This is a genomic window from Enterobacter sp. K510, assembly GCF_055804875.1.
This window is the reverse complement of the sequence record NZ_JBNRLQ010000013.1, coordinates 1-25,692: the sequence shown is the minus strand read 5'-3', so window position 1 is coordinate 25,692 and position 25,692 is coordinate 1. Positions and strand designations below refer to the sequence as shown.

The 25,692-nt window shown below is 53.0% G+C and carries 22 protein-coding genes; 19 read left to right on the top strand and 3 right to left on the bottom strand.

The features are described 5' to 3' along the window. Nucleotides 1-165 precede the first annotated feature (165 nt). The 13 genes from msrP (at nucleotide 166) to ACQUTD_RS19310 (ending at nucleotide 12,070) form a co-directional block, all read left to right on the top strand. Nucleotides 166-1,167 (top strand): protein-methionine-sulfoxide reductase catalytic subunit MsrP, encoded by a 1,002-nt coding sequence (msrP, locus tag ACQUTD_RS19370; protein ID WP_473274405.1) that lies wholly within the window; start codon nucleotides 166-168, stop codon nucleotides 1,165-1,167. After that, a complete protein-coding gene (gene msrQ / locus ACQUTD_RS19365) occupies nucleotides 1,168-1,767 on the top strand; it encodes a protein-methionine-sulfoxide reductase heme-binding subunit MsrQ (RefSeq protein ID WP_473274404.1) in 600 nt (199 codons plus the stop codon). It abuts the gene before it with no gap. Nucleotides 1,768-2,001: 234 nt separating this feature from the next. Continuing rightward, nucleotides 2,002-2,454 (top strand): type II 3-dehydroquinate dehydratase, encoded by a 453-nt coding sequence (aroQ, locus tag ACQUTD_RS19360; protein WP_072569527.1) that lies wholly within the window; start codon nucleotides 2,002-2,004, stop codon nucleotides 2,452-2,454. A 21-nt stretch (nucleotides 2,455-2,475) separates the two neighbouring features. Beyond that, nucleotides 2,476-2,946 carry an acetyl-CoA carboxylase biotin carboxyl carrier protein gene (gene accB / locus ACQUTD_RS19355; RefSeq protein ID WP_072569526.1) on the top strand — a complete coding sequence of 157 codons (471 nt, stop codon included), beginning with the start codon at nucleotides 2,476-2,478 and terminating at the stop codon, nucleotides 2,944-2,946. Between the two features lie 10 nt (nucleotides 2,947-2,956). Next, a complete protein-coding gene (gene accC, locus ACQUTD_RS19350) occupies nucleotides 2,957-4,306 on the top strand; it encodes an acetyl-CoA carboxylase biotin carboxylase subunit (protein WP_072569525.1) in 1,350 nt (449 codons plus the stop codon). A gap of 101 nt (nucleotides 4,307-4,407) precedes the next feature. Further along, nucleotides 4,408-4,650, top strand: coding sequence for a YhdT family protein (locus ACQUTD_RS19345; protein WP_318363350.1), 243 nt, complete (start codon nucleotides 4,408-4,410; stop codon nucleotides 4,648-4,650). Next, on the top strand, nucleotides 4,640-6,091 hold the full coding sequence (gene panF, locus ACQUTD_RS19340; RefSeq protein WP_318377624.1) for a sodium/pantothenate symporter: 1,452 nt from the start codon (nucleotides 4,640-4,642) through the stop codon (nucleotides 6,089-6,091). Before ACQUTD_RS19345 ends, panF begins: the two co-directional genes overlap by 11 nt. A gap of 11 nt (nucleotides 6,092-6,102) precedes the next feature. Then, complete coding sequence (gene prmA / locus ACQUTD_RS19335; protein ID WP_473274403.1) at nucleotides 6,103-6,984, top strand: 50S ribosomal protein L11 methyltransferase; 882 nt, start codon at nucleotides 6,103-6,105, stop codon at nucleotides 6,982-6,984. A gap of 155 nt (nucleotides 6,985-7,139) precedes the next feature. After that, the gene (locus ACQUTD_RS19330) at nucleotides 7,140-7,880 is read left to right on the top strand and encodes a carbonic anhydrase (RefSeq protein WP_318363347.1); all 741 of its coding nucleotides are present in this window, start codon (nucleotides 7,140-7,142) and stop codon (nucleotides 7,878-7,880) included. Nucleotides 7,881-8,233: 353 nt separating this feature from the next. Continuing rightward, the gene (dusB, locus tag ACQUTD_RS19325) at nucleotides 8,234-9,199 is read left to right on the top strand and encodes a tRNA dihydrouridine synthase DusB (protein WP_072569520.1); all 966 of its coding nucleotides are present in this window, start codon (nucleotides 8,234-8,236) and stop codon (nucleotides 9,197-9,199) included. Nucleotides 9,200-9,224: 25 nt separating this feature from the next. Further along, the gene (fis, locus tag ACQUTD_RS19320) at nucleotides 9,225-9,521 is read left to right on the top strand and encodes a DNA-binding transcriptional regulator Fis (protein WP_003855228.1); all 297 of its coding nucleotides are present in this window, start codon (nucleotides 9,225-9,227) and stop codon (nucleotides 9,519-9,521) included. A gap of 164 nt (nucleotides 9,522-9,685) precedes the next feature. Further along, nucleotides 9,686-9,850 (top strand): DUF2556 family protein, encoded by a 165-nt coding sequence (locus tag ACQUTD_RS19315; protein ID WP_072569519.1) that lies wholly within the window; start codon nucleotides 9,686-9,688, stop codon nucleotides 9,848-9,850. A 159-nt stretch (nucleotides 9,851-10,009) separates the two neighbouring features. Continuing rightward, nucleotides 10,010-12,070: an EAL domain-containing protein gene (locus ACQUTD_RS19310; RefSeq protein ID WP_473274401.1), complete on the top strand. Its 2,061-nt coding sequence runs from the start codon at nucleotides 10,010-10,012 to the stop codon at nucleotides 12,068-12,070. A 41-nt stretch (nucleotides 12,071-12,111) separates the two neighbouring features. Here the strand turns inward: ACQUTD_RS19310 and ACQUTD_RS19305 are convergent, their stop codons facing one another. The 3 genes from ACQUTD_RS19305 to ACQUTD_RS19295 form a co-directional block, all read right to left on the bottom strand. Continuing rightward, nucleotides 12,112-15,225: an efflux RND transporter permease subunit gene (locus tag ACQUTD_RS19305; protein ID WP_473274400.1), complete on the bottom strand. Its 3,114-nt coding sequence runs from the start codon at nucleotides 15,223-15,225 to the stop codon at nucleotides 12,112-12,114. 46 nt (nucleotides 15,226-15,271) lie between these two features. Further along, nucleotides 15,272-16,417: an efflux RND transporter periplasmic adaptor subunit gene (locus ACQUTD_RS19300; RefSeq protein WP_473274399.1), complete on the bottom strand. Its 1,146-nt coding sequence runs from the start codon at nucleotides 16,415-16,417 to the stop codon at nucleotides 15,272-15,274. Between the two features lie 243 nt (nucleotides 16,418-16,660). Next, the gene (locus ACQUTD_RS19295) at nucleotides 16,661-19,762 is read right to left on the bottom strand and encodes an efflux RND transporter permease subunit (RefSeq protein WP_473274398.1); all 3,102 of its coding nucleotides are present in this window, start codon (nucleotides 19,760-19,762) and stop codon (nucleotides 16,661-16,663) included. A 221-nt stretch (nucleotides 19,763-19,983) separates the two neighbouring features. Here ACQUTD_RS19295 and ACQUTD_RS19290 point away from each other — a divergent pair, with 221 nt between their 5' ends. The 6 genes from ACQUTD_RS19290 (at nucleotide 19,984) to ACQUTD_RS19265 (ending at nucleotide 25,569) form a co-directional block, all read left to right on the top strand. Further along, on the top strand, nucleotides 19,984-20,664 hold the full coding sequence (locus ACQUTD_RS19290; RefSeq protein ID WP_473274397.1) for a TetR family transcriptional regulator: 681 nt from the start codon (nucleotides 19,984-19,986) through the stop codon (nucleotides 20,662-20,664). Nucleotides 20,665-20,793: 129 nt separating this feature from the next. After that, entirely contained in the window at nucleotides 20,794-21,015 is a 222-nt protein-coding gene (locus ACQUTD_RS19285; protein WP_072569513.1) for a putative periplasmic lipoprotein, read from the top strand. A gap of 385 nt (nucleotides 21,016-21,400) precedes the next feature. After that, on the top strand, nucleotides 21,401-22,426 hold the full coding sequence (locus tag ACQUTD_RS19280; protein WP_072569512.1) for an amino acid ABC transporter substrate-binding protein: 1,026 nt from the start codon (nucleotides 21,401-21,403) through the stop codon (nucleotides 22,424-22,426). Nucleotides 22,427-22,507: 81 nt separating this feature from the next. After that, nucleotides 22,508-23,689 (top strand): amino acid ABC transporter permease, encoded by a 1,182-nt coding sequence (locus tag ACQUTD_RS19275; protein ID WP_072569511.1) that lies wholly within the window; start codon nucleotides 22,508-22,510, stop codon nucleotides 23,687-23,689. Nucleotides 23,690-23,698: 9 nt separating this feature from the next. Further along, a complete protein-coding gene (locus ACQUTD_RS19270) occupies nucleotides 23,699-24,802 on the top strand; it encodes an ABC transporter permease subunit (protein WP_473274395.1) in 1,104 nt (367 codons plus the stop codon). An 8-nt stretch (nucleotides 24,803-24,810) separates the two neighbouring features. Further along, the gene (locus ACQUTD_RS19265) at nucleotides 24,811-25,569 is read left to right on the top strand and encodes an ATP-binding cassette domain-containing protein (RefSeq protein WP_473274394.1); all 759 of its coding nucleotides are present in this window, start codon (nucleotides 24,811-24,813) and stop codon (nucleotides 25,567-25,569) included. The last annotated feature ends 123 nt before the right edge of the window (nucleotides 25,570-25,692 follow it).

Here is a 25,692-nt window from a genome sequence, read left to right as displayed (position 1 = left end):
TGGTTGAAGGGCGCTTTGTGCCGTCATGACATAGTGTAGAGTAAGCGCTAACTTGCAGCAGGAAACGGGATACTATCAAACAAAAGTGAGCAGGCAAATTTTGGTAACACACTCGCGCTAGCGCAACTCATCCGTCATGCTTATATAAAGCAGACGGAGGATGAGATGAAACCACGAAAACTAACAGAAGCAGATGTCACGGCAGAATCGGTATTTATGCTGCAACGGCGTCAGGTATTAAAAACGCTGGGCATCAGCGCTACCGCCCTTTCTCTTTCCTCTGCGGCGCAGGCCGATCTGCTCAGCTGGTTTAAGGGCAATGACCGGCCAAAAGCCCCCGCCGGGAAACCGCTGAACTTTAATAAACCTGATGAATGGCAGAGTAAACTTTCTCTGACACCTGAAGAAAAAGTCACGGGTTACAACAATTTTTACGAATTTGGTCTCGATAAGGCTGATCCGGCGGCTAACGCCGGCAGCATGAAAACCGATCCCTGGACGCTCACCATCAGCGGCGAAGTGGCAAAGCCGCTCACCCTCGATCACGATGCGCTGACCACGCGCTTCCCCCTTGAGGAGCGAATTTACCGCATGCGCTGCGTGGAGGCCTGGTCGATGGTGGTGCCGTGGATCGGCTTCCCGCTGCATAAGCTACTCGCGCTGGTTGAGCCCACCAGCAACGCAAAATACGTGGCGTTTGAAACTTTATATTCCCCGGACGAGATGCCCGGTCAGAAAGATCGCTTTATCGGCGGCGGCCTGAAATATCCCTATGTTGAAGGGCTGCGTATCGATGAAGCCATGCATCCGCTGACCCTGTTAACCGTCGGCGTGTACGGTAAAGCGCTGCCGCCGCAAAACGGCGCGCCGGTACGTCTGACCGTGCCATGGAAATATGGCTTTAAAGGCATTAAATCCATTGTCAGCATCAAACTGACCCGCGAGCGTCCTCCCACCACCTGGAATCTTTCAGCACCCAATGAATATGGCTTTTTTGCCAATGTGAACCCGCATGTCGATCATCCGCGCTGGTCGCAGGCCACTGAACGCTTTATTGGCTCCGGCGGCGTGCTGGACGTTAATCGTCAGCCGACGCTGCTGTTTAATGGCTACGCCGATGAAGTCGCGTCGCTGTATAAGGGCATGGATTTGGGGGAGAATTTTTAAATGCGTCTGACGGCGAAACAGGTGACGGGGCTGAAATGGGTACTGCATCTTGCCGGACTGTTGCCGCTGCTCTGGCTGTTCTGGGCGGCGAGCCAGGGCTGGTTCAGCGCCGATCCGGCGAAAGATATTCAGCATTTTACCGGCAGGATGGCGTTAAAGTTTCTGCTCGGCTCGCTGCTGGTAACGCCGCTGGCGCGTTACGCCAGACAACCGTTGCTGATCCGCACCCGCCGCCTGCTGGGGCTTTGGTGTTTTGCCTGGGCCAGTCTGCATCTGGTGAGTTACGTCATGCTGGAGCTGGGGATTAATAATCTTGGTCTGCTGGGCCAGGAGCTGATATCCCGTCCTTATCTGACGCTCGGCGGTATCAGCTGGCTGATCCTGCTGGCGATGGCGCTGACCTCCACACAGGCCATGATGCGAAAATTGGGCAGAAACTGGCAACGTCTGCACAATTTCGTTTATCTTGTGGCGATCCTCGCGCCCATTCATTATCTGTGGTCGGTGAAGGTATTATCCCCACAGCCGGTACTCTACGCCGTCGCCGCGCTGGCGCTTTTGGCATGGCGTTACAAGAAGTTCCGTCAATGGTGGCAATAGTGCGCGGTTCTGTGCACTTTCCCGCAGTTCTTCTGTCATCCGCTGTCATTTCCTGGATAGCGGTTGATAATCTTCCCTGATAAGACCAGTATTTAGCTGCCAAATGCTACGAAATCGTTATAATGTGCGACTTTGGTTTTGCCGACAGGGTTTTTAGGACTCTGAAAAGGTGACAACCGGGCAATGAAGGTATATTTTGTTTTTTACCGAAGTATTGCAGGAGATAGCAGCACAATGGTGGACAAGTTGCACATTTTGCTCTTAAACGGCCCTAATCTGAATATGCTGGGAACGCGCGAGCCGGAGAAGTACGGTACCCTGACGCTTAACGAAATTGTTACTTCTTTAAGCCAGGAAGCCGAAGCGCTCAACGTGTCGTTATCGCATTTACAGTCCAACGCGGAGTATGCACTCATCGACCGCATTCATCAGGCTAAAGACAATGTCGACTATATCCTGATTAATCCGGCCGCGTTTACGCACACCAGCGTTGCCCTGCGTGATGCCCTGCTCGCGGTGAGTATCCCGTTCATCGAGATCCACCTGAGCAATGTGCATGCGCGTGAGCCGTTCCGCCATCACTCCTATCTCTCCGATATCGCTGCTGGCGTCATCTGCGGATTTGGCGCTGACGGTTATTCATACGCTTTACAGACGGCGGTAAAACGCCTGTCACAATCACACTAAACAAGAGTACGGAACCCACTCATGGATATTCGTAAGATTAAAAAACTGATCGAGCTGGTTGAAGAATCAGGCATCTCCGAACTGGAAATTTCTGAAGGCGAAGAGTCTGTTCGTATCAGCCGTGCTGCGCCAAACGTGGGTTATCCCATGATGCAGCAGGCTTATGCCGCACCGATGATGCAACAGCCAGCCCTGGCTAACGCTGTTGCACCTGCCGCCACCCCAACAATGGAAGCGCCGGCAGCAGCAGAAATCAGTGGCCACATCGTACGTTCCCCGATGGTCGGGACGTTCTACCGCACCCCAAGCCCGGACGCAAAAGCGTTCATCGAAGTGGGCCAGAAAGTGAATGCGGGCGACACCCTGTGCATCGTTGAAGCCATGAAAATGATGAACCAGATCGAAGCTGACAAATCCGGCGTGGTGAAAGCCATTCTGGTAGAAAGCGGCCAACCGGTAGAATTTGACGAGCCTCTGGTCGTCATCGAATAACGAGGCGAACATGCTGGATAAAATTGTCATTGCCAACCGCGGCGAGATTGCTCTGCGTATTCTGCGTGCCTGTAAAGAACTGGGCATCAAGACTGTCGCCGTGCACTCAACAGCGGATCGCGATTTAAAACACGTATTACTGGCGGACGAAACGGTCTGTATCGGTCCGGCACCGTCCGTAAAAAGCTACCTGAATATTCCGGCGATCATCAGCGCGGCTGAAATCACCGGCGCGGCAGCGATTCACCCGGGTTATGGCTTCCTTTCAGAGAATGCCAACTTTGCTGAGCAGGTTGAGCGCTCTGGCTTTATCTTTATCGGCCCGAAAGCTGACACTATTCGTCTGATGGGCGACAAAGTGTCGGCGATCACCGCGATGAAGAAAGCAGGCGTGCCGACCGTACCAGGCTCTGACGGCCCGCTCGGCGACGATATGGATGCTAACCGTGCCCATGCTAAACGCATTGGCTACCCGGTGATCATCAAGGCGTCCGGCGGCGGCGGCGGTCGCGGTATGCGCGTGGTTCGCGGTGATGCCGAACTGGCGCAATCCATCTCCATGACCAAAGCTGAAGCGAAAGCAGCATTCAGCAACGACATGGTGTACATGGAAAAATACCTGGAAAACCCTCGCCACATCGAAATTCAGGTGCTGGCAGATGGTCAGGGTAACGCCATTTATCTGGCCGAGCGTGACTGCTCCATGCAGCGTCGCCACCAGAAAGTTGTTGAAGAAGCGCCAGCGCCGGGCATTACCCCGGAACTGCGTAAATTCATCGGCGAACGCTGCTCCAAAGCCTGTATTGACATTGGCTACCGTGGCGCGGGTACTTTCGAGTTCCTGTTCGAAAACGGCGAGTTCTACTTCATTGAGATGAACACCCGTATTCAGGTTGAACATCCGGTAACAGAGATGATCACCGGTGTGGATCTGATCAAAGAGCAGCTGCGCATTGCCGCAGGTCAGCCGCTGTCCATCAAACAGGAAGACGTCCGGGTTCAGGGTCATGCGGTCGAGTGCCGTATTAACGCCGAAGATCCGAACACCTTCCTGCCAAGCCCGGGCAAAATCACCCGTTTCCATGCGCCAGGCGGTTTTGGCGTGCGCTGGGAATCGCATATTTACGCCGGCTATACCGTACCGCCGTATTATGACTCCATGATCGGTAAGCTGATCTGCTTCGGTGAAACCCGCGACGTGGCCATTGCCCGCATGAAAAATGCGTTGCAGGAGCTGATCATCGACGGCATCAAAACCAACGTTGATCTACAAACCCGCATCATGAATGACGAGAACTTCCAGCACGGTGGAACTAACATCCACTATCTGGAGAAGAAGCTCGGTCTTCATGAGAAGTAATTAAGCGCTCGCAGCAAAAGGCCGGATTTCCGGCCTTTTTTTTATTCTCTTTTTCGCTCTTGCGGTACAATCCCCGCCTTTCTGATCCCCGAGGGACGATAATGGATACACGTTTCGTTCAGGCGCACAAAGAGGCCCGCTGGGCACTCTGGCTTACGCTGCTTTATCTCGCCGCCTGGTTAGTGACCGCTTACTTACCGGGAGATACGACCGGATTCACCGGATTGCCCCACTGGTTTGAAATGTCCTGTCTGCTGCTGCCGCTGGTATTTATCCTGCTGTGCTGGGCGATGGTGAAATTTATCTACCGGGATATTTCCCTGGAGGACGACGATGCAGCTTGAAGTCATTCTGCCGCTGGTCGCCTATTTGCTGGTGGTCTTTGGCCTGTCGGTCTATGCCATGCGCAAGCGCGCCGCCGGCTCATTCCTTAACGAGTATTTTCTCGGCAGCCGCTCCATGGGCGGGATCGTGCTGGCGATGACGCTGACCGCCACCTACATCAGCGCCAGTTCATTTATTGGCGGGCCGGGGGCGGCTTACAAATATGGTCTCGGCTGGGTGCTGCTGGCGATGATCCAGTTGCCTGCCGTCTGGCTGTCGCTGGGTATTCTGGGCAAAAAATTCGCCATCCTCGCGCGTCGTTATAACGCCGTGACGCTCAACGATATGCTGTTTGGCCGCTATCAGAGCCGCCTGCTGGTATGGCTGGCCAGTATCAGCCTGCTGGTCGCCTTTGTGGGCGCGATGGCGGTGCAGTTTATCGGCGGTGCGCGTCTGCTGGAAACGGCGGCCGGTATTCCTTACGAAACCGGACTGCTGATTTTTGGCGTCAGCATTGCGCTCTATACCGCCTACGGCGGCTTCCGCGCCAGCGTGCTCAACGACACACTCCAGGGCATGGTGATGCTGATTGGCACTATCGTGCTACTGGTCGGCGTGGTGCATGCCGCTGGCGGCCTGGGTAACGCCGTCGATACGCTGCAACGCATCGACCCAAAACTGGTATCGCCGCAGGGTGCGGATGATATTCTGACCCCTACCTTTATGACGTCGTTCTGGGTGCTGGTATGCTTTGGGGTGATCGGCCTGCCGCATACGGCGGTACGCTGCATCTCCTATAAAGACAGCAAAGCGGTGCATCGCGGTATGATCATCGGCACCATTGTGGTGGCGATCCTGATGCTGGGTATGCATCTGGCGGGCGCGCTGGGCCGCGCGGTGATCCCCGATCTGATCGTGCCGGACCTGGTGATCCCAACGCTGATGATGAAAGTGCTGCCTCCTTTTGCGGCGGGGATCTTCCTTGCGGCACCGATGGCGGCGATCATGTCGACGATCAACGCACAGTTGCTGCAAAGTTCCGCTACGATCATTAAAGATCTCTACCTGAATCTCTATCCGGCGCAGATCAATAATGAAAAGCGGCTGAAGAAAATGTCGGCGGCGATCACGTTGATCCTTGGCGTCTTGCTGTTGCTGGCGGCCTGGCGTCCACCAGAGATGATTATCTGGCTTAATCTGCTGGCCTTTGGCGGGCTGGAAGCCGTATTCCTGTGGCCGCTGGTGCTGGGCCTCTACTGGGAGCGGGCCAATGCGGCCGGGGCGCTTAGCGCGATGATTGTGGGCGGTGTGCTCTATGCCGTGCTGGCGACGTTTAAAATACAATATCTGGGCTTCCACCCGATTGTTCCGTCGCTGTTACTGAGTTTGCTGGCGTTTCTGATCGGGAACCTGTTTGGTCGCCCGGTTGCGGAAGGTCACGTTATTACATCTGATAAATAAAGAGTTTTGCCATGCCGTGGATCCAACTGAAACTGAATACAACCGGGGCGAATGCCGAAGCGCTGAGCGATGCGCTGCTCGAAGCTGGCGCCGTCTCTATCACCTTCCAGGACACGCACGATACGCCGGTGTTTGAGCCGCTGCCGGGCGAAACCCGCCTGTGGGGTGACACGGACGTCATCGGCCTGTTTGATGCCGAAACGGACATGAACGAGGTGGTATCACTGCTTGCGTTGCATCCGCTGCTGGGCGCGGGTTTTGCGCACAAAATCGAACAGCTGGAAGATAAAGACTGGGAACGCGAGTGGATGGAAAACTTCCACCCGATGCGTTTCGGTGAGCGCTTGTGGATCTGCCCGAGCTGGCGCGATGTCCCGGACGTGAACGCCGTCAATGTGATGCTGGATCCGGGCCTGGCTTTTGGTACCGGCACTCACCCTACGACCTCGCTGTGTCTGCAATGGCTGGATGGCCTGAATCTGACCGGTAAAACGGTGATCGATTTTGGTTGCGGCTCCGGCATCCTCGCCATTGCGGCGCTGAAACTGGGCGCGGCGAAAGCCATTGGTATCGACATCGATCCGCAGGCCATTCAGGCCAGCCGTGATAACGCCGAACGTAATGGCGTGGCCGATCGTCTGGAGCTGTACCTGCCGCAGGACCAGCCAGCGACCATGAAAGCCGATGTGGTGGTGGCGAACATCCTCGCCGGCCCGCTGCGTGAACTGGCGCCGCTGATCAGCGTACTGCCTGTTGAAGGCGGTCTGCTGGGCCTTTCCGGTATTCTGGCCAGCCAGGCGGAAAGCGTTTGTGATGCCTATACCGATCTGTTCTCGCTTGATCCCGTCGTGGAAAAAGAAGAGTGGTGCCGCATTACCGGTCGTAAAAAGTAAGTCCCTGCCGCAACGCAGTCCTCCGCTGCGTTGCGCTTATCCTCTGCCCATCCCATTTTTTGTCGTTTCTTCCGTCGTCAATAAGCCTATAATTTACGTGGTATTTCATTGAAATTTAATATGTTTTTTCATTAACTATTCATGGGATGAATGTTATGAACACTGCATTACGCAGCGTGGCTTTCCTCACGCTGGGTCTGCTGTCGACCTGCGCCACAGCAAACGAATGGAGTTATGAAGGAGAAAGCGCGCCAGAATATTGGGGAGAGCTGAACCCGGACTATTTTATGTGCAGCAAAGGGATGAACCAGTCGCCTGTCGATATTACAGCGGTCATGAAAACCCGTCTTATGCCGCTAAAACCACGCTACCCGCAAAGCCCGATAAGCCTCAGCCATGAAGGCTATACGGTGATGGCCAACTTTGCCGACGATAACAAAAACAGCGTGAAAATAGACGGCGAGCTGTTCATGCTCCGGCAACTGCATTTCCATGCGCCGTCGGAAAATACGGTGGGTGGTAAGCATTACCCACTGGAGATGCATCTGGTGCACCAGAACGCGCAGGGTGAGACGACGGTCGTGGCCGTCATGTTTACCACCGGTACGCCAAACAATGAACTCCAGAAGCTGTGGCATGAAATGCCGCGCGAGGCGGACGAGAGCGTGGCGCTTACTCAGGATGTCGACATCAAAAAACTGCTGCCTGCACGCACAATGTACTATCGCTATAGCGGATCGCTCACCACGCCGCCCTGTACGGAAGGCGTGCGCTGGCTTGTTATGAAAGAGCCGCTTTCGCTTTCAGCGGAACAACTGAAGACGCTGACCCGCGTTTTACCTCATGAAAATAATCGTCCTGTACAGCCGGGACATGGTCGGGTGATCATCGAATAACGACACACTATTGCGTGAATCCTTACCGCGTAACGATGCTTTTATGAGCAGAAAAAAACGAGAGGTAGATCGCATTACTGGAGTTGAAGTGTCTATAAAAACAGCAAGTTACCAGATAACCCGCCGTTTTTTAGCGGCAAAATTCACTGTATTTAAGGAATTTTAGTTACGTCATGAATTATTACTATTAACATAACTCAATGATTCGCATGATAATTTATTGATAAATCCAATATGAATAACGGATTCAATGATCTGCAACAGTGGATTGTTCAAAGTTTGGCCTTTCATCTCGTGCAAAAAATGCGTAATATACGCCGCCTTGCAGTCACAGTATGGTCATTTCTTAACTCATGCGAATCGGACACCACCAGCTCAGAAATCGCCTGATCGCAGCGCCAATGGCTGGCATCACTGACAGGCCATTCAGGACGTTGTGCTACGAGATGGGAGCGGGACTTACCGTATCCGAGATGATGTCATCTAACCCTCAGGTCTGGGAAAGTGATAAATCACGCTTACGTATGGTGCACATTGATGAGCCAGGTATTCGTACAGTGCAGATCGCTGGTAGCGTACCTGAAGAAATGGCGGAAGCCGCACGTATCAACGTGGAAAGCGGTGCCCAGATTATTGATATTAATATGGGTTGCCCGGCTAAAAAGGTGAATCGCAAGCTGGCAGGTTCAGCCCTTTTGCAGCATCCAGATCTGGTGAAGTCTATCCTGACTGCGGTGGTAGCGGCTGTGGACGTTCCTGTTACGCTCAAGATTCGCACGGGTTGGGCGCCAGAACACCGTAACTGCGTAGAAATTGCCCAACTGGCTGAAGATTGTGGTATCCAGGCTCTGACCATTCATGGACGCACTCGCGCCTGTTTGTTCAACGGAGACGCGGAATACAGCAGTATTCGGGCAGTTAAGCAGAAAGTTTCCATTCCGATTATCGCGAATGGCGACATTACTGACCCGCTTAAAGCCAGAGCTGTGCTCGACTATACAGGGGCTGATGCTCTGATGATAGGTCGCGCGGCTCAGGGAAGACCCTGGATCTTTCGGGAAATCCAGCACTATCTGGACACTGGGGAGCTGCTTCCTCCCCTGCCTCTGGCAGAGGTGAAGCGCTTGCTTTGTGCGCATATTCGGGAACTGCATGACTTTTACGGTCAGGCAAAGGGTTATCGAATTGCGCGGAAACACGTATCCTGGTATCTCCAGGAGCACGCTCCAGATGACCAGTTTCGGCGCACATTCAACGCCATTGAAGACGCCAGCGAACAGCTGGAGGCGTTGGAGGCATACTTCGAAAATTTTGCGTAAACAGAAATAAAGAGCTGACAGAACTATGTTCGAACAACGCGTAAATTCTGACGTACTGACCGTTTCTACCGTTAACTCTCAGGACCAGGTAACTCAAAAACCTCTGCGTGACTCGGTAAAACAGGCACTGAAGAACTATTTTGCTCAACTGAATGGTCAGGATGTGAGTGATCTGTATGAGCTGGTATTGGCTGAAGTTGAACAGCCATTGTTGGACATGGTGATGCAATACACCCGCGGTAACCAAACGCGCGCTGCTCTGATGATGGGCATCAACCGTGGCACTCTGCGTAAGAAATTGAAAAAATACGGCATGAACTGATACTAATCAGTTGATTGCTTGTTTAAAAAGGCGCTTACCGGCATGGGGAAGCGCCTTTTTTATTGCCTGAAACAGCGGTAAAAAACCCTGCTTGTCATTCTTTCATTAGCCGGGATTTCGTGTATATTTCCAGCACCAAATCGGCGAAAGAGTGAACAAACAATATGTTGCGTAAATATGGCTGGCTGATTGTATTTGCCGTCACCGTTTTCCTGTTTGACGGGCTGTTAATGTTCTGGGTTGAGCTGGTCACCACTGAAGTGGATAAATGCCGCAACATGAACTCCGTTAATCCGTTAAAGCTGGTGAACTGTTCCGAGCTGGAGTAATTGATCGTCGGCGATTTTAAGCGAAACTGTCGTTATCCCCTCTTAATATCATGGATTTAAATCCCTTTGCGCCCTTTGCAGACAATGATAATGTCTCGCCCTTTCCGCCTGTTCTGTAGACAAAATACGACGCCTTAGCGTAAACGAGTTGATGACATCATGCTGGTAAGCCAATACGACCATGTCCTGGTTGTAATTTCTTTTGTCGTGGCCATTCTCGCCGCGTATACCGCACTTAATATGGCAGGACGCGTGACCAGCAGCCAGGGCAAAACCGCATGGGTGTGGCTTATCGGCGGGAGTTTCTCCATGGGGATCGGCATCTGGGCGATGCACTTCATCGGCATGCTGTCGATGGAACTCACCATGCACATGAACTACGCCCCCGGCATGACCGCCCTGTCAATGCTGATCGCCTTTAGTGCCTCCCTGTTTGCGCTGTGGCTGGTAAGCAAACCCAACCTGCATCAGCGTCGTTTACTCCCGGGTTCGCTGGTGATGGGCGCGGGCATCTCCGCCATGCACTATACCGGTATGGCGGCGTTACAGGTTTCACCGCCGATCGTCTGGGATATGCGCTGGGTTGCCCTGTCGCTGGTGATTGCTTTTGTCGCCTCCTGGGCTGCCCTGTGGCTGACTTTCCGTTTGCGCCACGAAGCGGCACAGGTTGCGCAAATGCGCGCGGGCGCCGCCATTCTGATGGGGCTGGCCATCGCCGGGATGCACTATACCGGTATGCGGGCGGCGATTTTCCCGCATCAGCACCCGATGATGCATGATGGCGTTAACGGCAACTGGCTGGCAGTTCTTGTCAGCGTTGTCGCACTTTCCATTCTGGGGATCACGTTGCTGGTCTCGATGCTGGATGCACGACTACAGGCGCGCACCTCTCTGCTTGCCTTATCACTTGCAGAGGCCAACCGCGAGCTTGCGCAACTGGCGCTGCATGATACGTTGACCCGTTTACCTAACCGCGTATTGCTGGAAGACCGTCTGGATCAGGCGATCCGCAAGGCGAGACGTGAAGGGAGCTTTTTTGCCCTGATGTTTATGGATCTGGATGGCTTTAAAGCGGTGAACGATGCCTATGGTCACGACGTGGGGGATCGGTTGCTGATCGCCGTTACCGAACGCCTGAAGCATCCGCTTAAAGGCCAGTACACCCTGGCGCGTATCGGCGGCGATGAATTTGTATTGCTGGCTGAAGTCAGCGCGCCGGACGAAGCCGCGTCGCTTGCCAGTGAACTGGTACGGGCGGTTGATCGTCCTTTTACTCTTGATCCCTATGAAATGGTGGTCACACTCAGTGTCGGTATCGCTCTTTTTCCTCACGATGGTGAAAATGAGCGCGAGTTGATGTTCAATGCCGATGCGGCGATGTATCACACTAAACGCATGGGGCGTAACGGGTATCATTTTTTCCAGCCGTCAATGAATACGCTGGCGCAGGCGCAGTTACAACTGGTCAATGATTTGTGGCAGGCGCTGGAGCGTAACGAGCTACGTCTGGTTTATCAGCCTAAATTCCATGCCCCCACCGGACCGGTGGTCGGCTTTGAAGCGCTTCTGCGCTGGCAGCATAGTAAGCGCGGTCTGTTAACCCCTGACGTGTTTCTTCCGCTGGCCGAAAAGACCGGGCTGATCATTCCTATCGGCAATTGGGTGATCGATGAGGCCTGCCGGCAGCTGCGGGAATGGCATCTCCTGGGGAATACCTCATGGTCGATGGCGGTCAATTTATCCACCCTGCAATTCGAGCAACCCGGACTGGTGGAACACGTGATGGACTGCCTGCAACGCTATCAGGTGACGCCGGGGGACCTGATCCTTGAAGTCACCGAAACCACGGCGATGAGCAATCCGGAAGAGAGCGTGCGTATTCTGACTGAGCTTACGCATGCCGGAGTCAAAGCGTCCATTGATGATTTTGGTACCGGCTACTCCAGCCTGTTGTATCTGAAACGTCTGCCCGCCTGCGAACTCAAAATTGATCGCGCTTTTGTGAAGGAGCTTAACGGTGACGGCGATGATGCGACCATCGTTTCAGCCATTGTAGCGCTGGCGAAAACGCTGGATCTGAAAATTGTCGCAGAGGGCGTGGAAACCGAGGCACAGCAGACCTTCCTGACGGAACTGGGCTGCAACACTCTGCAGGGTTTTCTGCTCGGCAGGCCGGTTTCCGCTCAGGAAGCCGCACAGTTGGGTCGTACTGGCGAATAAAAAAGCCCCGGCCTGTGAACCAGGCCAGGGCCGCTTAGCCGTTATCTGGCTTTTTTCGTGAAAAACTGCCGTACGACCACAAAGAATACCGGCACAAAGAAGATCGCCAGCAGCGTGGCGGTCAACATCCCCCCCAGCACCCCGGTACCCACGGCGTTTTGCGCACCGCTGCCTGCGCCGGAGCTGATCACCAGCGGCATGACGCCCAGAATGAATGCCAGCGAGGTCATCAGGATCGGACGAAGACGCATACGCACCGCGTCCAGCGTCGCTTCAATCACGCCCTTGCCTTCTTTATCCATCAGATCTTTGGCAAACTCCACGATCAGAATGGCGTTTTTCGCCGACAGGCCAATAGTGGTTAACAGGCCGACCTGGAAATAGACATCGTTATTCATGCCGCGCATCATCGCCGCCAGCAAGGCGCCAATCACGCCAAGCGGCACCACCAGCATGACGGAAAACGGGATTGACCAGCTCTCATAGAGTGCCGCCAGGCACAGGAAGACAACGATCAGCGAAATAGCGTATAACGCGGGCGCCTGGTTGCCGGACAAACGTTCCTGATATGACATACCCGTCCAGTCGTAACCTATCCCGGCGGGCAGCCGGGAGGCCATTTGTTCCATCAACAGCATGGCGTCACCCGAACTCTTGCCGGGGGCGGCCTCCCCCAGGATCTCCATAGATGGCAGACCATTAAAACGTTCGAGCCGCGGTGAGCCGTAAACCCAACTTGAGGTGGTAAACGAGGAGAAGGGCGTCATTTCTCCGTTGCTGCTGCGCACGTAGAGATTATTAATATCCCCCGGCAGCATACGGAATTTCGCATCGGCCTGAACGTAGACTTTTTTCACGCGTCCATGATCGATAAAGTCATTAACGTAGGATCCCCCCAGCGCAATTGAGATCGTCTGATTAACATCAGAAAGATCGATACCTAAGGCTTGGGCTTTTTCAATATCCACTTCAAGTTTGAACTGCGGCGTATCTTCAAGTCCGTTAGGCCGTACGCGCACCAGTTTATCAGGATGCTGCTGCACCATTTCCAGCAGCTGGTTACGTGCTTTGGTCAGCGCATCATGCCCAAGGTTGGCCTGATCGATAAGCTCGAAGTCAAACCCTGTCGCCGTGCCAAGTTCAACAATCGGCGGCAGGTTAAAGGGGAACACCTGGCCATCCTGAATACGGCTGAAGGCTTTTGTGGCGCGCGCGACAATGCCCTCTACGGCGTTTTCTTTGCCTGGACGCTCTTCCCATGGTTTAAGACTGATAAAGGCAATCCCCGAGTTCTGCCCCTGACCGCTAAAACTAAAACCATTCACCGTCAGCACCGAATTCACGTTCGCTTTTTCATCGTTCAGGTAGTAATCGGTCACCTGATCGAGCACCTTCTGCGTACGTGCCTGGGTTGCCCCGGCTGGCAGTTGCACCATGGTCATAAAGACGCCCTGATCTTCGTCCGGCAGAAAGGACGTCGGTAAGCGTAAAAACAGCACCGCCATGCCCACCACAATCAGGAAATACACCAGCAGGTAACGCCCGGTACTTCTGATAATGCCGCCAACGCTGTCGGTGTAATGGCTGGTGCAACGTTCAAACAAACGGTTGAACCAGCCGAAAAAGCCTTTTTTATCACCATGGGCATGGGGATCGACGGGCTTAAGCAGCGTGGCGCATAACGCCGGCGTGAGAATCAGCGCAACCAGTACCGACAGGGCCATTGCTGACACGATAGTGATCGAGAACTGACGATAAATTTCACCCGTTGAACCGCCAAAAAATGCCATTGGAATGAAAACCGCCGACAGCACCATGGCGATGCCCACCAGCGCGCCCTGGATCTGTTCCATTGATTTCTGGGTGGCTTCTCGCGGCGGCAGGTGATCCTCTACCATTACACGCTCAACGTTCTCCACGACGACAATGGCGTCGTCGACCAGCAGGCCGATCGCCAGCACCATCCCGAACATGGTGAGCGTGTTAATCGAATAGCCAAAAGCAGAGAGGACGGCAAAGGTGCCCAGCAACACAACCGGCACGGCGATGGTCGGGATCAGCGTGGCGCGGATATTTTGCAGGAAAAGGTACATCACCAGGAAAACCAGGATGATGGCTTCGAACAGGGTTTTGATCACTTCGTGAATGGAAATCTGCACGAAGGGCGTGGTGTCATACGGATAAACAACCTGCATACCCTGCGGAAAATAAGGAGCAAGCTCCTGCAATTTGTTCTTGATGGCGCTTGCGGTATCAAGAGCGTTTGCCCCTGTCGCCAGTTTGATACCTATCGCCGCGGCGTCCTGACCGTTGATTTTCGTCACGGTGTTGTAATTCTCGCCGCCCAGCTCAATGCGGGCTACGTCTTTGAGACGGACCAGTGAGCCATCTGCATTGACTCGCAGCGTCACGTTGCCGAATTGCTGCGGATCTTTCAGGCGCGTTTGCGCAATGATAGAAGCGTTGAGTTGCTGATTGGGAACAGAAGGCGTTCCGCCCAGCTGCCCGGCGGCAATCTGGTCGTTTTGTACTTTAAGCTGGTTGACGACATCCACCGCCGTCAGACGGTATTTATTCAGCATATCGGCGTTCAGCCAGATACGCATCGCATACTGCGCACCAAAAAGCTGTACGTCGCCGACGCCATTGGTACGGCTAATAGCATCTTTTACGTTAGAGGCGACATAGTCAGAAATATCGTCCTGGTTCAGGCTTTTGTTTTCAGAGGTAAAGCCCACGACCATCAGGAAGCTACTACTGGCTTTCTCAACGCTAATCCCCTGCTGCTGCACTTCCTGAGGCAAAAGCGGCATCGCCAGTTGCAGTTTGTTCTGCACCTGTACCTGAGCAATATCCGGCTCAGTTCCGGATTTAAACGTCAGGGTGATGGTGACGCCGCCTGCGGAATCGCTGGTTGAGGACATATACATCAGGTTATCGATGCCATTCATGTTCTGTTCAATAACCTGAGTGACGGTATCCTGCACCGTTTGCGCATCGGCCCCCGGATAGGAGGCGCTGATGGCGATGGCGGGCGGTGCAATAGTCGGATACTGCGCTACAGGTAATTGCATGATTGCCAGTACACCCGCAATCATCAGTATGATCGACAGCACCCAGGCAAAAATCGGACGATCAATAAAAAACTTCGACATCTTTTACGACTCTCACTGCGTAAGCGCGATTACTGCAACGCGTTTTTTACTCACCTGATGAAGCAGGCACGATAGTCACATGGGTGCCAGGGCGCGCACGCTGCAAGCCGCTGACAATGACCTTGTCACCCTCTTTTAGCCCCTCAGAAATGAGCCATTTGTCGCCAATCGCCTGTGTCGCCACGACGTTGCGCTGCTCTGCCTGGCTTTTGTCATTCACCAGCATGACGGTGGCATCGCCGCGAGCATTACGGGTTACGCCCTGCTGCGGCACCAGAATAGCTTGTGGCTGGATGCCTTCATCCAGGCGCGCGCGCACAAACATTCCCGGAAGCAGCGTGTGATCGGGATTAGGGAAAACCGCGCGGATGGTGATCGAGCCGGTGCTCTGATCGACGGTAATATCAGAGAATGCCAGCGACCCTTTTAACGGATAGACCTGACCGTTTTCTGTAAGCAGTTCCACCTCTGCTTTGCCATCCTGTTTGCGCAGGTTGCCCTGTTCTACTGCCTGCTTCAGACGCATGAAGTCGCTGCTGGACTGCGTAACATCCACATAAATCGGATCGATTTGCTGCACGGTGGCCAGCGCCGTCGTCTGACCATTGGTCACCAGCGCGCCTTCGGTGACGGCAGATTTACCGATACGTCCGCTGATAGGAGAACTGACGCGGGTATAGGCCAGATTAATACGTGCCGTTTCCACGGCGGCTTTTGCCGCCTGAACGCTGGCGTCGGCCTGGCGAGCGCTGGCAACGGCGGTGTCATATTCCTGACGACTGACGTATTGCGTCCCTACCAGGGGTACATAACGTTTCACCGTTAAATGCGCCATACTGGCGGCGGCTTCCGCTTTGGCTAATTCACCCTGCGCGCTGGCTAAGGCTGCCTGATAGGTTGCCGGATCAATCTGATACAGCGAGTCGCCAGCGGTAATATCGTTACCTTCAACAAAATTACGTTTGAGAATAATTCCGCTGACCTGCGGGCGTACCTCTGCAATACGGAATGCCTCGGTTCGTCCGGGTAATTCTGTCGTCACCGCCAGAGGGGCTGCTTTAACCTGCCAGACGCTGACTTCTGGATCCGGTATTTTAGCTGGCGCGCTTTCATTATCGTTACAACCGCCAAGCAAGCCGATTGACATAATAATGACTGACGAAAGGCGAATACATTCACCAAATTTATTCATTGCAGTTCCTCAAAACACAATGCGCGGCAAAAGCCGCAAAGCAGGTAGAAAAATAAAACCAGCGGGCCGGGTATCCTACAAACAATCCACTCTTTATGTAAATGACACCGCAACAGAATCCACAAATAATGGCACTTAAAACTAAAGCCACAAAATAAATATCGCACTTTTCACGCAGCAAGCCCCTTTAAATATAAACCCGTTGTATAAGATTATTTATATAAATAACCTTGGTGAATATATTCAGGGATTATTGGTAAAGCGTCGGCGAATAACAACGAAGAATACTGGTACAAAAAATATCGCCAGTAAGGTCGCGGATACCATACCGCCCATTACGCCGGTCCCAACCGCATTTTGCGCGCCGCTGCCCGCACCTGTACTGAGCACCAGCGGCATTACGCCAAGGATAAAGGCAAGTGACGTCATAAGGATCGGACGCAAACGCATTTTCACGGCTTCCAGGGTGGCGTCGATTAAACTTTTGCGCTCTTTATCCATCAGATCCCTGGCAAATTCGACGATCAAAATGGCATTCTTTGCCGACAAACCAATTGTGGTCAGCAGGCCAACCTGGAAATAGACGTCGTTACTCAGGCCACGGCAGCTGGCCGCCAGTAGCGCGCCAACCACACCAAGCGGCACAACCAGCATGACGGAAAAGGGAATCGACCAGCTTTCATAAAGCGCGGCCAGACACAGGAACACCACCATTAATGAGATCCCATATAACGCGGGCGCCTGATTGCCGGATAAACGCTCCTGATAAGACATCCCCGTCCAGTCGAAGCCAATCCCGTCAGGCAGCGTGGCGGCGAACGCCTCCATCATCTTCATGGCTTCACCGCTGCTTTTACCCGGCGCGGCCTCACCCAGAATTTCCATCGCTGGCAAACCGTTGTAGCGCTCAAGACGCGGCGATCCCTGGATCCAGTTGGCGCTGGTGAAACTTGAAAAGGGCACCATTTCGCCGTTACGGCTGCGTACAAACCAGCGATTAATGTCATCCGGCATCATGCGATAAGGTGCATCGGCCTGCGCGTAGACTTTTTTCACACGACCGTTATCGACGAAATCATTCACGTAAGTGCTGCCCAGGGCGGTGGCAATGGTCTTGTTGATATCCGTAAGTGAGACGCCGAGCGCCTGTGCTTTTTCCTGATCGACATTCAGTTTGAATTGCGGCATATCTTCCAGACCATTAGGCCGTGTACGCACCAGCATGTCCGGGCGCTGGGCCACTTTCTTCAGCAGTTCATTACGCGCTTTGGTTAACTCTACATGCCCCAGCCCCGCCTGATCGATCAGTTCAAAGTCGAACCCGGTAGCAGTGCCCAGCTCGGTAATGGCCGGAAGATTAAACGCAAAAACCATTCCGTCTTTGATACTGCGAAACGCATGCGTGGCACGCGCAACTATCGCCTCAACGCGATTCTCCTCGCCCTCGCGCTGCGCCCAGTCTGTTAAGCGAATAAAGGCCAGGCCGTTGTTTTGCCCTTTGCCGTTGAGTCCAAACCCCGTCACTGTAAATACGGAATCCACATTGTTTTTTTCATTCGTCAGGTAGTAACGCGTAACTTCCTGCATGATTTTTTCTGTGCGATCCTGGGCGGCGCCAGCAGGCAGCGTGACCATCGTCAGGAAGACCCCCTGATCTTCTTCGGGTAAAAAGGAGGTCGGCAAACGAAGGAATAAGCAGGCCATGCCCACGACAATCACCACATAAAGCACCATGTAGCGGCCGGTACGGCTTAGCAGTTTCTGTACGCTGCCGGTGTAGTGCTGGGTACTTTGTTCAAACAGCCGGTTAAACCAGCCAAACATCCGGTTAGTCGTGCCGTGGGCGGTGGGTTTTAACAGGGTGGCGCAGAGCGCGGGCGTTAAAATAAGCGCCACCAGCACGGACAGCGCCATGGCAGAAACGATGGTGATGGAGAACTGCCGGTAGATCACCCCGGTTGAACCGCCAAAAAACGCCATCGGGACGAATACCGCCGACAGCACCATGGCGATGCCCACCAGCGCGCCCTGTATTTGCGACATCGACTTTTGCGTCGCCTCTTTGGGCGACAATCCTTCATCGACCATCACGCGTTCTACGTTTTCCACCACCACGATAGCGTCGTCCACCAGCAGGCCGATGGCTAACACCATACCAAACATGGTCAGTGTATTAATCGAATAGCCAAACGCCGCCAGTATGGCAAAGGTCCCCAGTAACACTACGGGCACCGCAATAGTAGGGATAAGCGTGGCCCGCAGATTCTGTAAAAACAGATACATGACAAGAAACACCAGCACGATGGCTTCAAACAGCGTTTTGAAGACTTCCCGGATGGAGATCTTGATAAAAGGAGTGGTGTCGTAGCTGTAAACCAGTTTCAGGCCGTGAGGAAAGTAGGGCTGCAGATGGGCCATCTGCTGTTTCACCGCATCGGCAGCATCCAGCGCGTTAGCGCCTGTTGCGAGTTTGATGCCCAGACCCGCTGACGGTTTACCGTTATACCGGGCGATAACGTTGTAGTTCTCGCCGCCCAGCTCAATGCGTGCGACGTCTTTAAGTTGTACCCGTGCGCCGCTGGACAAGACTTTTAACGTAATACGGCCAAACTGCTCCGGCGTGCGCAATCGCGTCTGCGCGATGATTGAGGCATTAATCTGCTGATTTGCCAGGGATGGCGTGCCGCCCAACTGCCCGGCGGCAATCTGGCTGTTCTGGGCTTTGATCTGATTCACCACATCCACAGTAGTGAGCTGATATTCATTGAGTTTGTTTGGATCCAGCCAGATGCGCATCGCATATTGCGCGCCAAAGAGTTGAACGTCGCCCACCCCTTCAGTACGGCTGACAGGATCCTTAATATTTGACGAGATAAAATCGGCAATATCATCCTGCGTCATGCTGCCATCTTCCGAGATAAAACCCATTACCATCAAAAAGGTGCTGCTTGATTTCTTAACGTTGATCCCCTGTTGCTGCACTTCCTGGGGCAATAATGGCATAGCAAGTTGCAGTTTGTTCTGCACCTGAACCTGGGCGATATCGGCATCGGTGCCGGATTTAAAGGTTAAGGTGACGGACACGCTGCCGGCAGAATCGCTGGTGGACGACATATACATCAGATTATCCAGGCCATTCATATTTTGTTCTATCACCTGGGTAACGGTATCCTGGACCGTTTGCGCATCAGCGCCGGGATAGGTGGCATTAATAGCGATAGCAGGCGGTGCGATCGTAGGATATTGTGCAACCGGAAGGTTGATGACCGCCAGCGCGCCAGCCAGCATCAAAATAATCGCCAGCACCCAGGCGAATATAGGCCTATCAATAAAGAACTTAGCCATGGTAGCGGTTCACCTTATATCTGTTCGCATTCACCGACCCGCGTCAGCACTAAAATAAAAACATCCCTCTTTATATTTATGCGATGAATATAAAGAGGACGGCAATAAAAATAGCCTCGACATGTTGAATGAATAGTAGAAAAATGCAAGGATACAAATTCAATTTTTTGCGGAAATTTCATTTAGCAAATGTAACCCATCATTCAGCATAGTTATTATTCATGGCAAAAAGAACGAAAGAGGATGCCTTAAAAACACGGCAGTTATTAATTGACACCGCCATTTTAACCTTTTCTCAACAAGGATTCTCTGGCACATCGCTGGATGATATAGCCCATGCGGCGCAAGTAACACGTGGCGCTATTTACTGGCATTTTGAAAATAAATCACAATTATTTAACGCTATCTGGCAAGAGCAATTACCGGTGCGGGATAAAATAGCCGATAAAATTAAGTTACATTCGGACGCATCTGCCGAAATAATATTACGAGAATCACTAATAGAAGGTTTACGGCTGATTGCTCAGGATCCGCTGGAACAGGCGCTTGTGGAAATTCTTTACCATAAATGCGAGTTTACAAAAGAGCTGACATCAGAAACAGAGATACGCGAGCGTCTGTTGTTTAATCATGAACATGTTTTGCAGATGTTGAATAAATGCGTAAAAGAAAACCCAGGGTTTCTGAACTGTAATATTGACCTGGCGATGATTATTATTCAGGCCTACCTGAGCGGTATCATCAAAAACTGGCTCATGACGGACAAAAGCTTTGATCTCGACAGACTGGCTCCGTCGCTGGTGGACGGACTGCTGGCATCGCTTCGCCTTACGCCCTCTGCGCCGGTAAACCCTCACTCATGTACATCATTGTCCCTGCGCACATCCTCTATTTCTCCATAATCTCATCATTCTGGCGGCTTTATCTCCACGCTTTTTACATTCGACATGCTTTGTAAAACTCCAGTCGCAGGAGGGCACAACAACCAGTGGTAGAATGAGCGCATTCACGCAAAAGAGGTAATTGTGATCATGAAAAAATTAATTGCCATTGCACTGTTGTCTTCCGTACTGGCCGGGTGTGCTCACGATTCCCCTTGTGTCCCCGTCTATGACGATCAGGGCCGCCTGGTGCACACTAATACCTGCATGAAAGGCACCACGCAGGATAACTGGGAAACGGCAGGCGCTATCGCAGGCGGCGCTGCGGCCATTGCTGGCGTGACCCTGGGTATCGTCGCTCTCACCAAATAATCTTCTCGCAGGCGTGCCGGTGTACGCCTGCTTTTTGCTCCCGTCCGGTGCAATCCATCAACATTGTTAAAATTACCTCTTACTTTGGGTCATTATTTTCATCCCCCTTTCCTGTATAAATGATTCATCCCGCCAATGGTTCGTCTGCTATGAATTTATTTTGCTCTGATTTGTGGCACAGGTTTTAATTTCGCACCAATCCAGTGCGCTGATTTTATTTTTCCCTGTCTACACTCTCCTTATTACGGGCGTTCTGCATTAATTTTTTCACGCGTAAAACCTGGCACTACCTTTGCTTTACAAAGTATGGCCAAAGCCACAGACAGGTTTCAGGCGTTTCCCGGACGCCTTCATATAACGATAATTTCGCCACACAGGATGCATTATGAAAAAGATGATGATCGCCAGCCTGGCCGCTGCCGGTGCGCTGTTTGCTGTTGCTAATCAGGCCCATGCTGGTGCCACTCTGGATGCGGTAAAGAAAAAAGGTTTTGTGCAGTGCGGTATTAGTGACGGGTTGCCGGGTTTCTCTTATGCAGACGCCAACGGTAAATTTAGCGGTATTGATGTGGATGTGTGCCGTGGCGTTGCGGCTGCCGTTTTCGGCGATGATACAAAAGTAAAATATACCCCGCTGACGGCAAAAGAGCGCTTCACTGCGCTGCAGTCGGGTGAAGTGGATGTACTCTCACGTAATACGACCTGGACCTCCTCTCGTGATGCAGGCATGGGAATGTCCTTTACCGGAGTCACTTACTATGACGGTATCGGCTTCCTGACCCACAACAAAGCGGGCCTTAAAAGCGCCAAAGAGCTGGATGGTGCCACCGTCTGTATTCAGGCAGGTACAGACACCGAGCTGAACGTGGCGGATTATTTCAAATCCAACAAAATGAACTATACGCCGGTGACCTTTGACCGTTCTGATGAATCCGCCAAGGCGCTGGAATCAGGTCGTTGCGATACGCTGGCCTCCGACCAGTCTCAGCTCTATGCGCTGCGCATTAAGCTGAGCACGCCGGGCGAGTGGATTGTTCTGCCGGAAGTGATTTCTAAAGAGCCGCTGGGCCCGGTGGTTCGCCGCGGTGATGATGAGTGGTTCTCCATTGTGCGCTGGACGCTGTTCGCCATGCTGAATGCGGAAGAGATGGGTGTTACCTCTAAAAACGTCGATGAGAAAGCGGCGAATCCGGCCACGCCTGATATGGCGCATCTGCTGGGCAAAGAGGGTGATTACGGCAAGGATCTGAAGCTTGATAACAAATGGGCTTATAACATCATCAAGAAAGTCGGTAACTATGCGGAAGTGTTCGAACGTAATGTGGGTTCTGAAAGCCCACTGAAAATCAAACGTGGTCAGAACAACCTCTGGAATAACGGCGGTATTCAGTACGCTCCGCCAGTACGTTAAGACCTGACATTTTGTATTTTGCAGTAACGGACACCGCCTTTGCGGTGTCCGGTCCAGAGTCATGGCTACCGAGGTTTTCTTATGTCCCATCGCCGCCCAACCGTTAAAGGATCGTTTTCCTTCTCCAACCCTGCGGTTCGCGCCTGGCTGTTTCAGATTATCGCCGTGCTGGCTGTCGTCGGCGTGGCTATTTACCTGATACACAATACCGTTACCAATCTGAGCAACCGTGGCATCACGTCAGGTTTTGCCTTCCTCGATCGCAGCGCCGGTTTCGGCATTGTTCAGCATCTTATCGATTATGAGCAGGGCGATACTTATGGCCGGGTGTTCCTGGTCGGTTTGCTTAATACGCTGCTGGTATCGGCGCTATGCATTGTTTTTGCCTCATTTCTGGGCTTCTTTCTGGGGCTTGCACGACTGTCGGAAAACTGGCTGCTGCGTAAACTGTCGACTATTTACATCGAGACGTTCCGCAATATTCCGCCGTTATTACAGATCTTCTTCTGGTACTTTGCGGTACTGCGTAATCTTCCGGGGCCACGCCAGGCGGTAAGCGCGTTCGACCTGGCGTTTTTGAGCAATCGTGGTCTCTATATTCCCGCGCCGCAAACAGGTGAAGGGCTGCTGGCTTTTATCGCGGCAGTCGCGCTGGCAGTTGTCCTGTCGGTTGGCCTGTTCCGCTTTAATAAAACGCATCAGATCAAAACCGGGCAACTACGCCGCACATGGCCGGTTGCACTTGGTCTTTTCATCGCATTGCCACTGCTGGCGCACATGATTTTCGGGGCGGCCCTGCACTGGGATGTGCCGGAACTGCGCGGTTTTAACTTCCGTGGCGGAATGGCGCTGATCCCGGAACTGGCAGCATTGACGCTGGCCCTGTCAGTCTATACCTCCGCCTTTATTGCCGAGATTATCCGCGCGGGTATTCAGTCAGTACCGCACGGGCAGCACGAAGCGGCGCGTTCGCTTGGCCTGCCGCATCCGGTAACGCTACGGCAGGTGATCATCCCGCAGGCGCTGCGGGTGATCATCCCGCCATTAACCAGCCAGTATCTTAATATCGTCAAAAACTCATCTCTGGCGGCGGCGATTGGTTATCCGGACATGGTGTCGCTTTTCGCGGGAACCGTCCTGAACCAGACAGGCCAGGCAATTGAAACTATCGCCATCACTATGTCGGTATACCTGATTATCAGTCTCGGTATTTCGTTGCTGATGAATATCTATAACCGCCGCATTGCGCTGATTGAACGCTAAGGATCCGTGATGACAAAAGCTATTGTGTCTCACTCGCCGCGTCCGGTCAGTACCGGGACAGGGCGTTATTTACTTTGGGTACGTAAGAACCTTTTCTCCAGCTGGTCAAACACACTGCTGACGCTGTTCTGCCTGTGGCTGATGTGGGAGCTGATCCCGCCATTGCTTAACTGGCTGATATTCCAGGCAAACTGGGTGGGAACGACCCGCGCGGATTGTACGAAAGAAGGCGCCTGCTGGGTATTTATCCATCAGCGGTTTGGGCAGTTTATGTATGGCCTTTACCCCCATGAACAGCGCTGGCGGATCAATGTTGCTTTAATCCTTGGTCTGCTCTCTATCGCACCAATGTTTTTGAAAACGCTGCCCAGGCGTGGCCGTTATATCGCCTGCTGGGCGGTCGTCTATCCGGTCGTGGTGTGGTGGTTGTTATATGGCGGATTTTTAGGGCTTGAGCGGGTGGAAACCCGTCAATGGGGCGGATTAACGCTGACGCTGATCATCGCCGCGGTCGGTATCGCCGGCGCTTTGCCGTTGGGCATTTTACTGGCCTTAGGTCGACGTTCAAAAATGCCGGTGGTGCGGATCCTGTCGGTGGTGTTTATCGAGTTCTGGCGTGGTGTGCCGCTGATCACCGTGCTGTTTATGTCATCAGTGATGCTGCCGCTATTTATGTCTGAAGGAACAAGCATAGATAAGCTCATCCGTGCGCTGGTTGGCGTGGTGCTTTTTCAGTCGGCTTATGTGGCGGAAGTGGTACGCGGCGGGCTTCAGGCATTGCCGAAGGGTCAGTATGAAGCGGCGGAATCGCTGGCTCTTGGTTACTGGAAAACACAGGGGCTGGTCATATTGCCGCAGGCGCTGAAACTGGTGATCCCGGGTCTGGTTAATACCATTATCGCGCTATTTAAAGATACCAGTCTGGTGATCATCATCGGGCTTTTTGATCTGTTCAGCAGCGTGCAGCAGGCCACGGTCGATCCGGCATGGCTGGGCATGTCGACCGAGGGCTATGTCTTTGCCGCGCTGGTTTACTGGATTTTCTGTTTTAGCATGTCACGCTACAGCCAGCATCTGGAGAAGCGTTTCAACACCGGGCGTACAGCGCACTGAGGAAAACCATGAGTAATATGATTATGCAGTCTGACGATGCGATGATTACGCTCGACAATGTGAATAAATGGTACGGGCAGTTTCACGTGCTGAAAAATATCAACCTTGAGGTCAAACAGGGTGAACGTATTGTCCTCTGCGGGCCGTCGGGTTCAGGGAAATCCACCACGATCCGCTGTATCAACCATCTGGAAGAGCATCAGCAAGGCCGGATTGTGGTGGATGGGATTGAGCTTAACGAGGACATCCGTAATATCGAAAAGGTGCGTCAGGAAGTGGGCATGGTGTTCCAGCATTTCAACCTGTTCCCGCATCTGACGGTTTTACAGAACTGCACGCTGGCACCGATCTGGGTGCGTAAAATGCCGAAGAAGGAAGCGGAAGCACTGGCGATGCATTATCTTGAACGCGTGCGTATTGCTGAACATGCCCATAAATTTCCGGGGCAGATTTCCGGCGGGCAGCAACAGCGCGTAGCCATTGCTCGTTCGCTGTGTATGAAACCGAAAATCATGCTGTTCGACGAACCGACTTCTGCGCTCGACCCTGAGATGGTGAAAGAGGTGCTGGATACGATGATTGGCCTTGCCGAGTCGGGTATGACCATGCTCTGCGTGACCCATGAGATGGGCTTTGCCCGTACCGTAGCGGATCGCGTGATCTTTATGGATCGTGGTGAGATCGTTGAACAGGCACCGCCAGAAACCTTCTTTGCCAACCCCAAATCAGAACGTACGAGAGCGTTTTTGTCGCAGGTTATTCATTAATCTGGCGTCTTTAACCGCAAAGCCCGGCGCGGCGGCTGGGCTTTGCGGTTATTTCCAGAAAAGCTCCATAGCAAAAAGCCCAGTCTTTCGACTGGGCTTTTTGCTTTATTTGATGCCTGGCAA

What these genes read in the sequence shown, in the direction of transcription:
- msrP (WP_473274405.1), top strand. Translation starts at nt 166, where the DNA reads ATGAAACCACGAAAACTAACAGAAGCAGATGTCACGGCAGAATCGGTA.
- msrQ (WP_473274404.1), top strand. Translation starts at nt 1,168, where the DNA reads ATGCGTCTGACGGCGAAACAGGTGACGGGGCTGAAATGGGTACTGCAT.
- aroQ (WP_072569527.1), top strand. Translation starts at nt 2,002, where the DNA reads ATGGTGGACAAGTTGCACATTTTGCTCTTAAACGGCCCTAATCTGAAT.
- accB (WP_072569526.1), top strand. Translation starts at nt 2,476, where the DNA reads ATGGATATTCGTAAGATTAAAAAACTGATCGAGCTGGTTGAAGAATCA.
- accC (WP_072569525.1), top strand. Translation starts at nt 2,957, where the DNA reads ATGCTGGATAAAATTGTCATTGCCAACCGCGGCGAGATTGCTCTGCGT.
- ACQUTD_RS19345 (WP_318363350.1), top strand. Translation starts at nt 4,408, where the DNA reads ATGGATACACGTTTCGTTCAGGCGCACAAAGAGGCCCGCTGGGCACTC.
- panF (WP_318377624.1), top strand. Translation starts at nt 4,640, where the DNA reads ATGCAGCTTGAAGTCATTCTGCCGCTGGTCGCCTATTTGCTGGTGGTC.
- prmA (WP_473274403.1), top strand. Translation starts at nt 6,103, where the DNA reads ATGCCGTGGATCCAACTGAAACTGAATACAACCGGGGCGAATGCCGAA.
- ACQUTD_RS19330 (WP_318363347.1), top strand. Translation starts at nt 7,140, where the DNA reads ATGAACACTGCATTACGCAGCGTGGCTTTCCTCACGCTGGGTCTGCTG.
- dusB (WP_072569520.1), top strand. Translation starts at nt 8,234, where the DNA reads ATGCGAATCGGACACCACCAGCTCAGAAATCGCCTGATCGCAGCGCCA.
- fis (WP_003855228.1), top strand. Translation starts at nt 9,225, where the DNA reads ATGTTCGAACAACGCGTAAATTCTGACGTACTGACCGTTTCTACCGTT.
- ACQUTD_RS19315 (WP_072569519.1), top strand. Translation starts at nt 9,686, where the DNA reads ATGTTGCGTAAATATGGCTGGCTGATTGTATTTGCCGTCACCGTTTTC.
- ACQUTD_RS19310 (WP_473274401.1), top strand. Translation starts at nt 10,010, where the DNA reads ATGCTGGTAAGCCAATACGACCATGTCCTGGTTGTAATTTCTTTTGTC.
- ACQUTD_RS19305 (WP_473274400.1), bottom strand. Translation starts at nt 15,225, where the DNA reads ATGTCGAAGTTTTTTATTGATCGTCCGATTTTTGCCTGGGTGCTGTCG.
- ACQUTD_RS19300 (WP_473274399.1), bottom strand. Translation starts at nt 16,417, where the DNA reads ATGAATAAATTTGGTGAATGTATTCGCCTTTCGTCAGTCATTATTATG.
- ACQUTD_RS19295 (WP_473274398.1), bottom strand. Translation starts at nt 19,762, where the DNA reads ATGGCTAAGTTCTTTATTGATAGGCCTATATTCGCCTGGGTGCTGGCG.
- ACQUTD_RS19290 (WP_473274397.1), top strand. Translation starts at nt 19,984, where the DNA reads ATGGCAAAAAGAACGAAAGAGGATGCCTTAAAAACACGGCAGTTATTA.
- ACQUTD_RS19285 (WP_072569513.1), top strand. Translation starts at nt 20,794, where the DNA reads ATGAAAAAATTAATTGCCATTGCACTGTTGTCTTCCGTACTGGCCGGG.
- ACQUTD_RS19280 (WP_072569512.1), top strand. Translation starts at nt 21,401, where the DNA reads ATGAAAAAGATGATGATCGCCAGCCTGGCCGCTGCCGGTGCGCTGTTT.
- ACQUTD_RS19275 (WP_072569511.1), top strand. Translation starts at nt 22,508, where the DNA reads ATGTCCCATCGCCGCCCAACCGTTAAAGGATCGTTTTCCTTCTCCAAC.
- ACQUTD_RS19270 (WP_473274395.1), top strand. Translation starts at nt 23,699, where the DNA reads ATGACAAAAGCTATTGTGTCTCACTCGCCGCGTCCGGTCAGTACCGGG.
- ACQUTD_RS19265 (WP_473274394.1), top strand. Translation starts at nt 24,811, where the DNA reads ATGAGTAATATGATTATGCAGTCTGACGATGCGATGATTACGCTCGAC.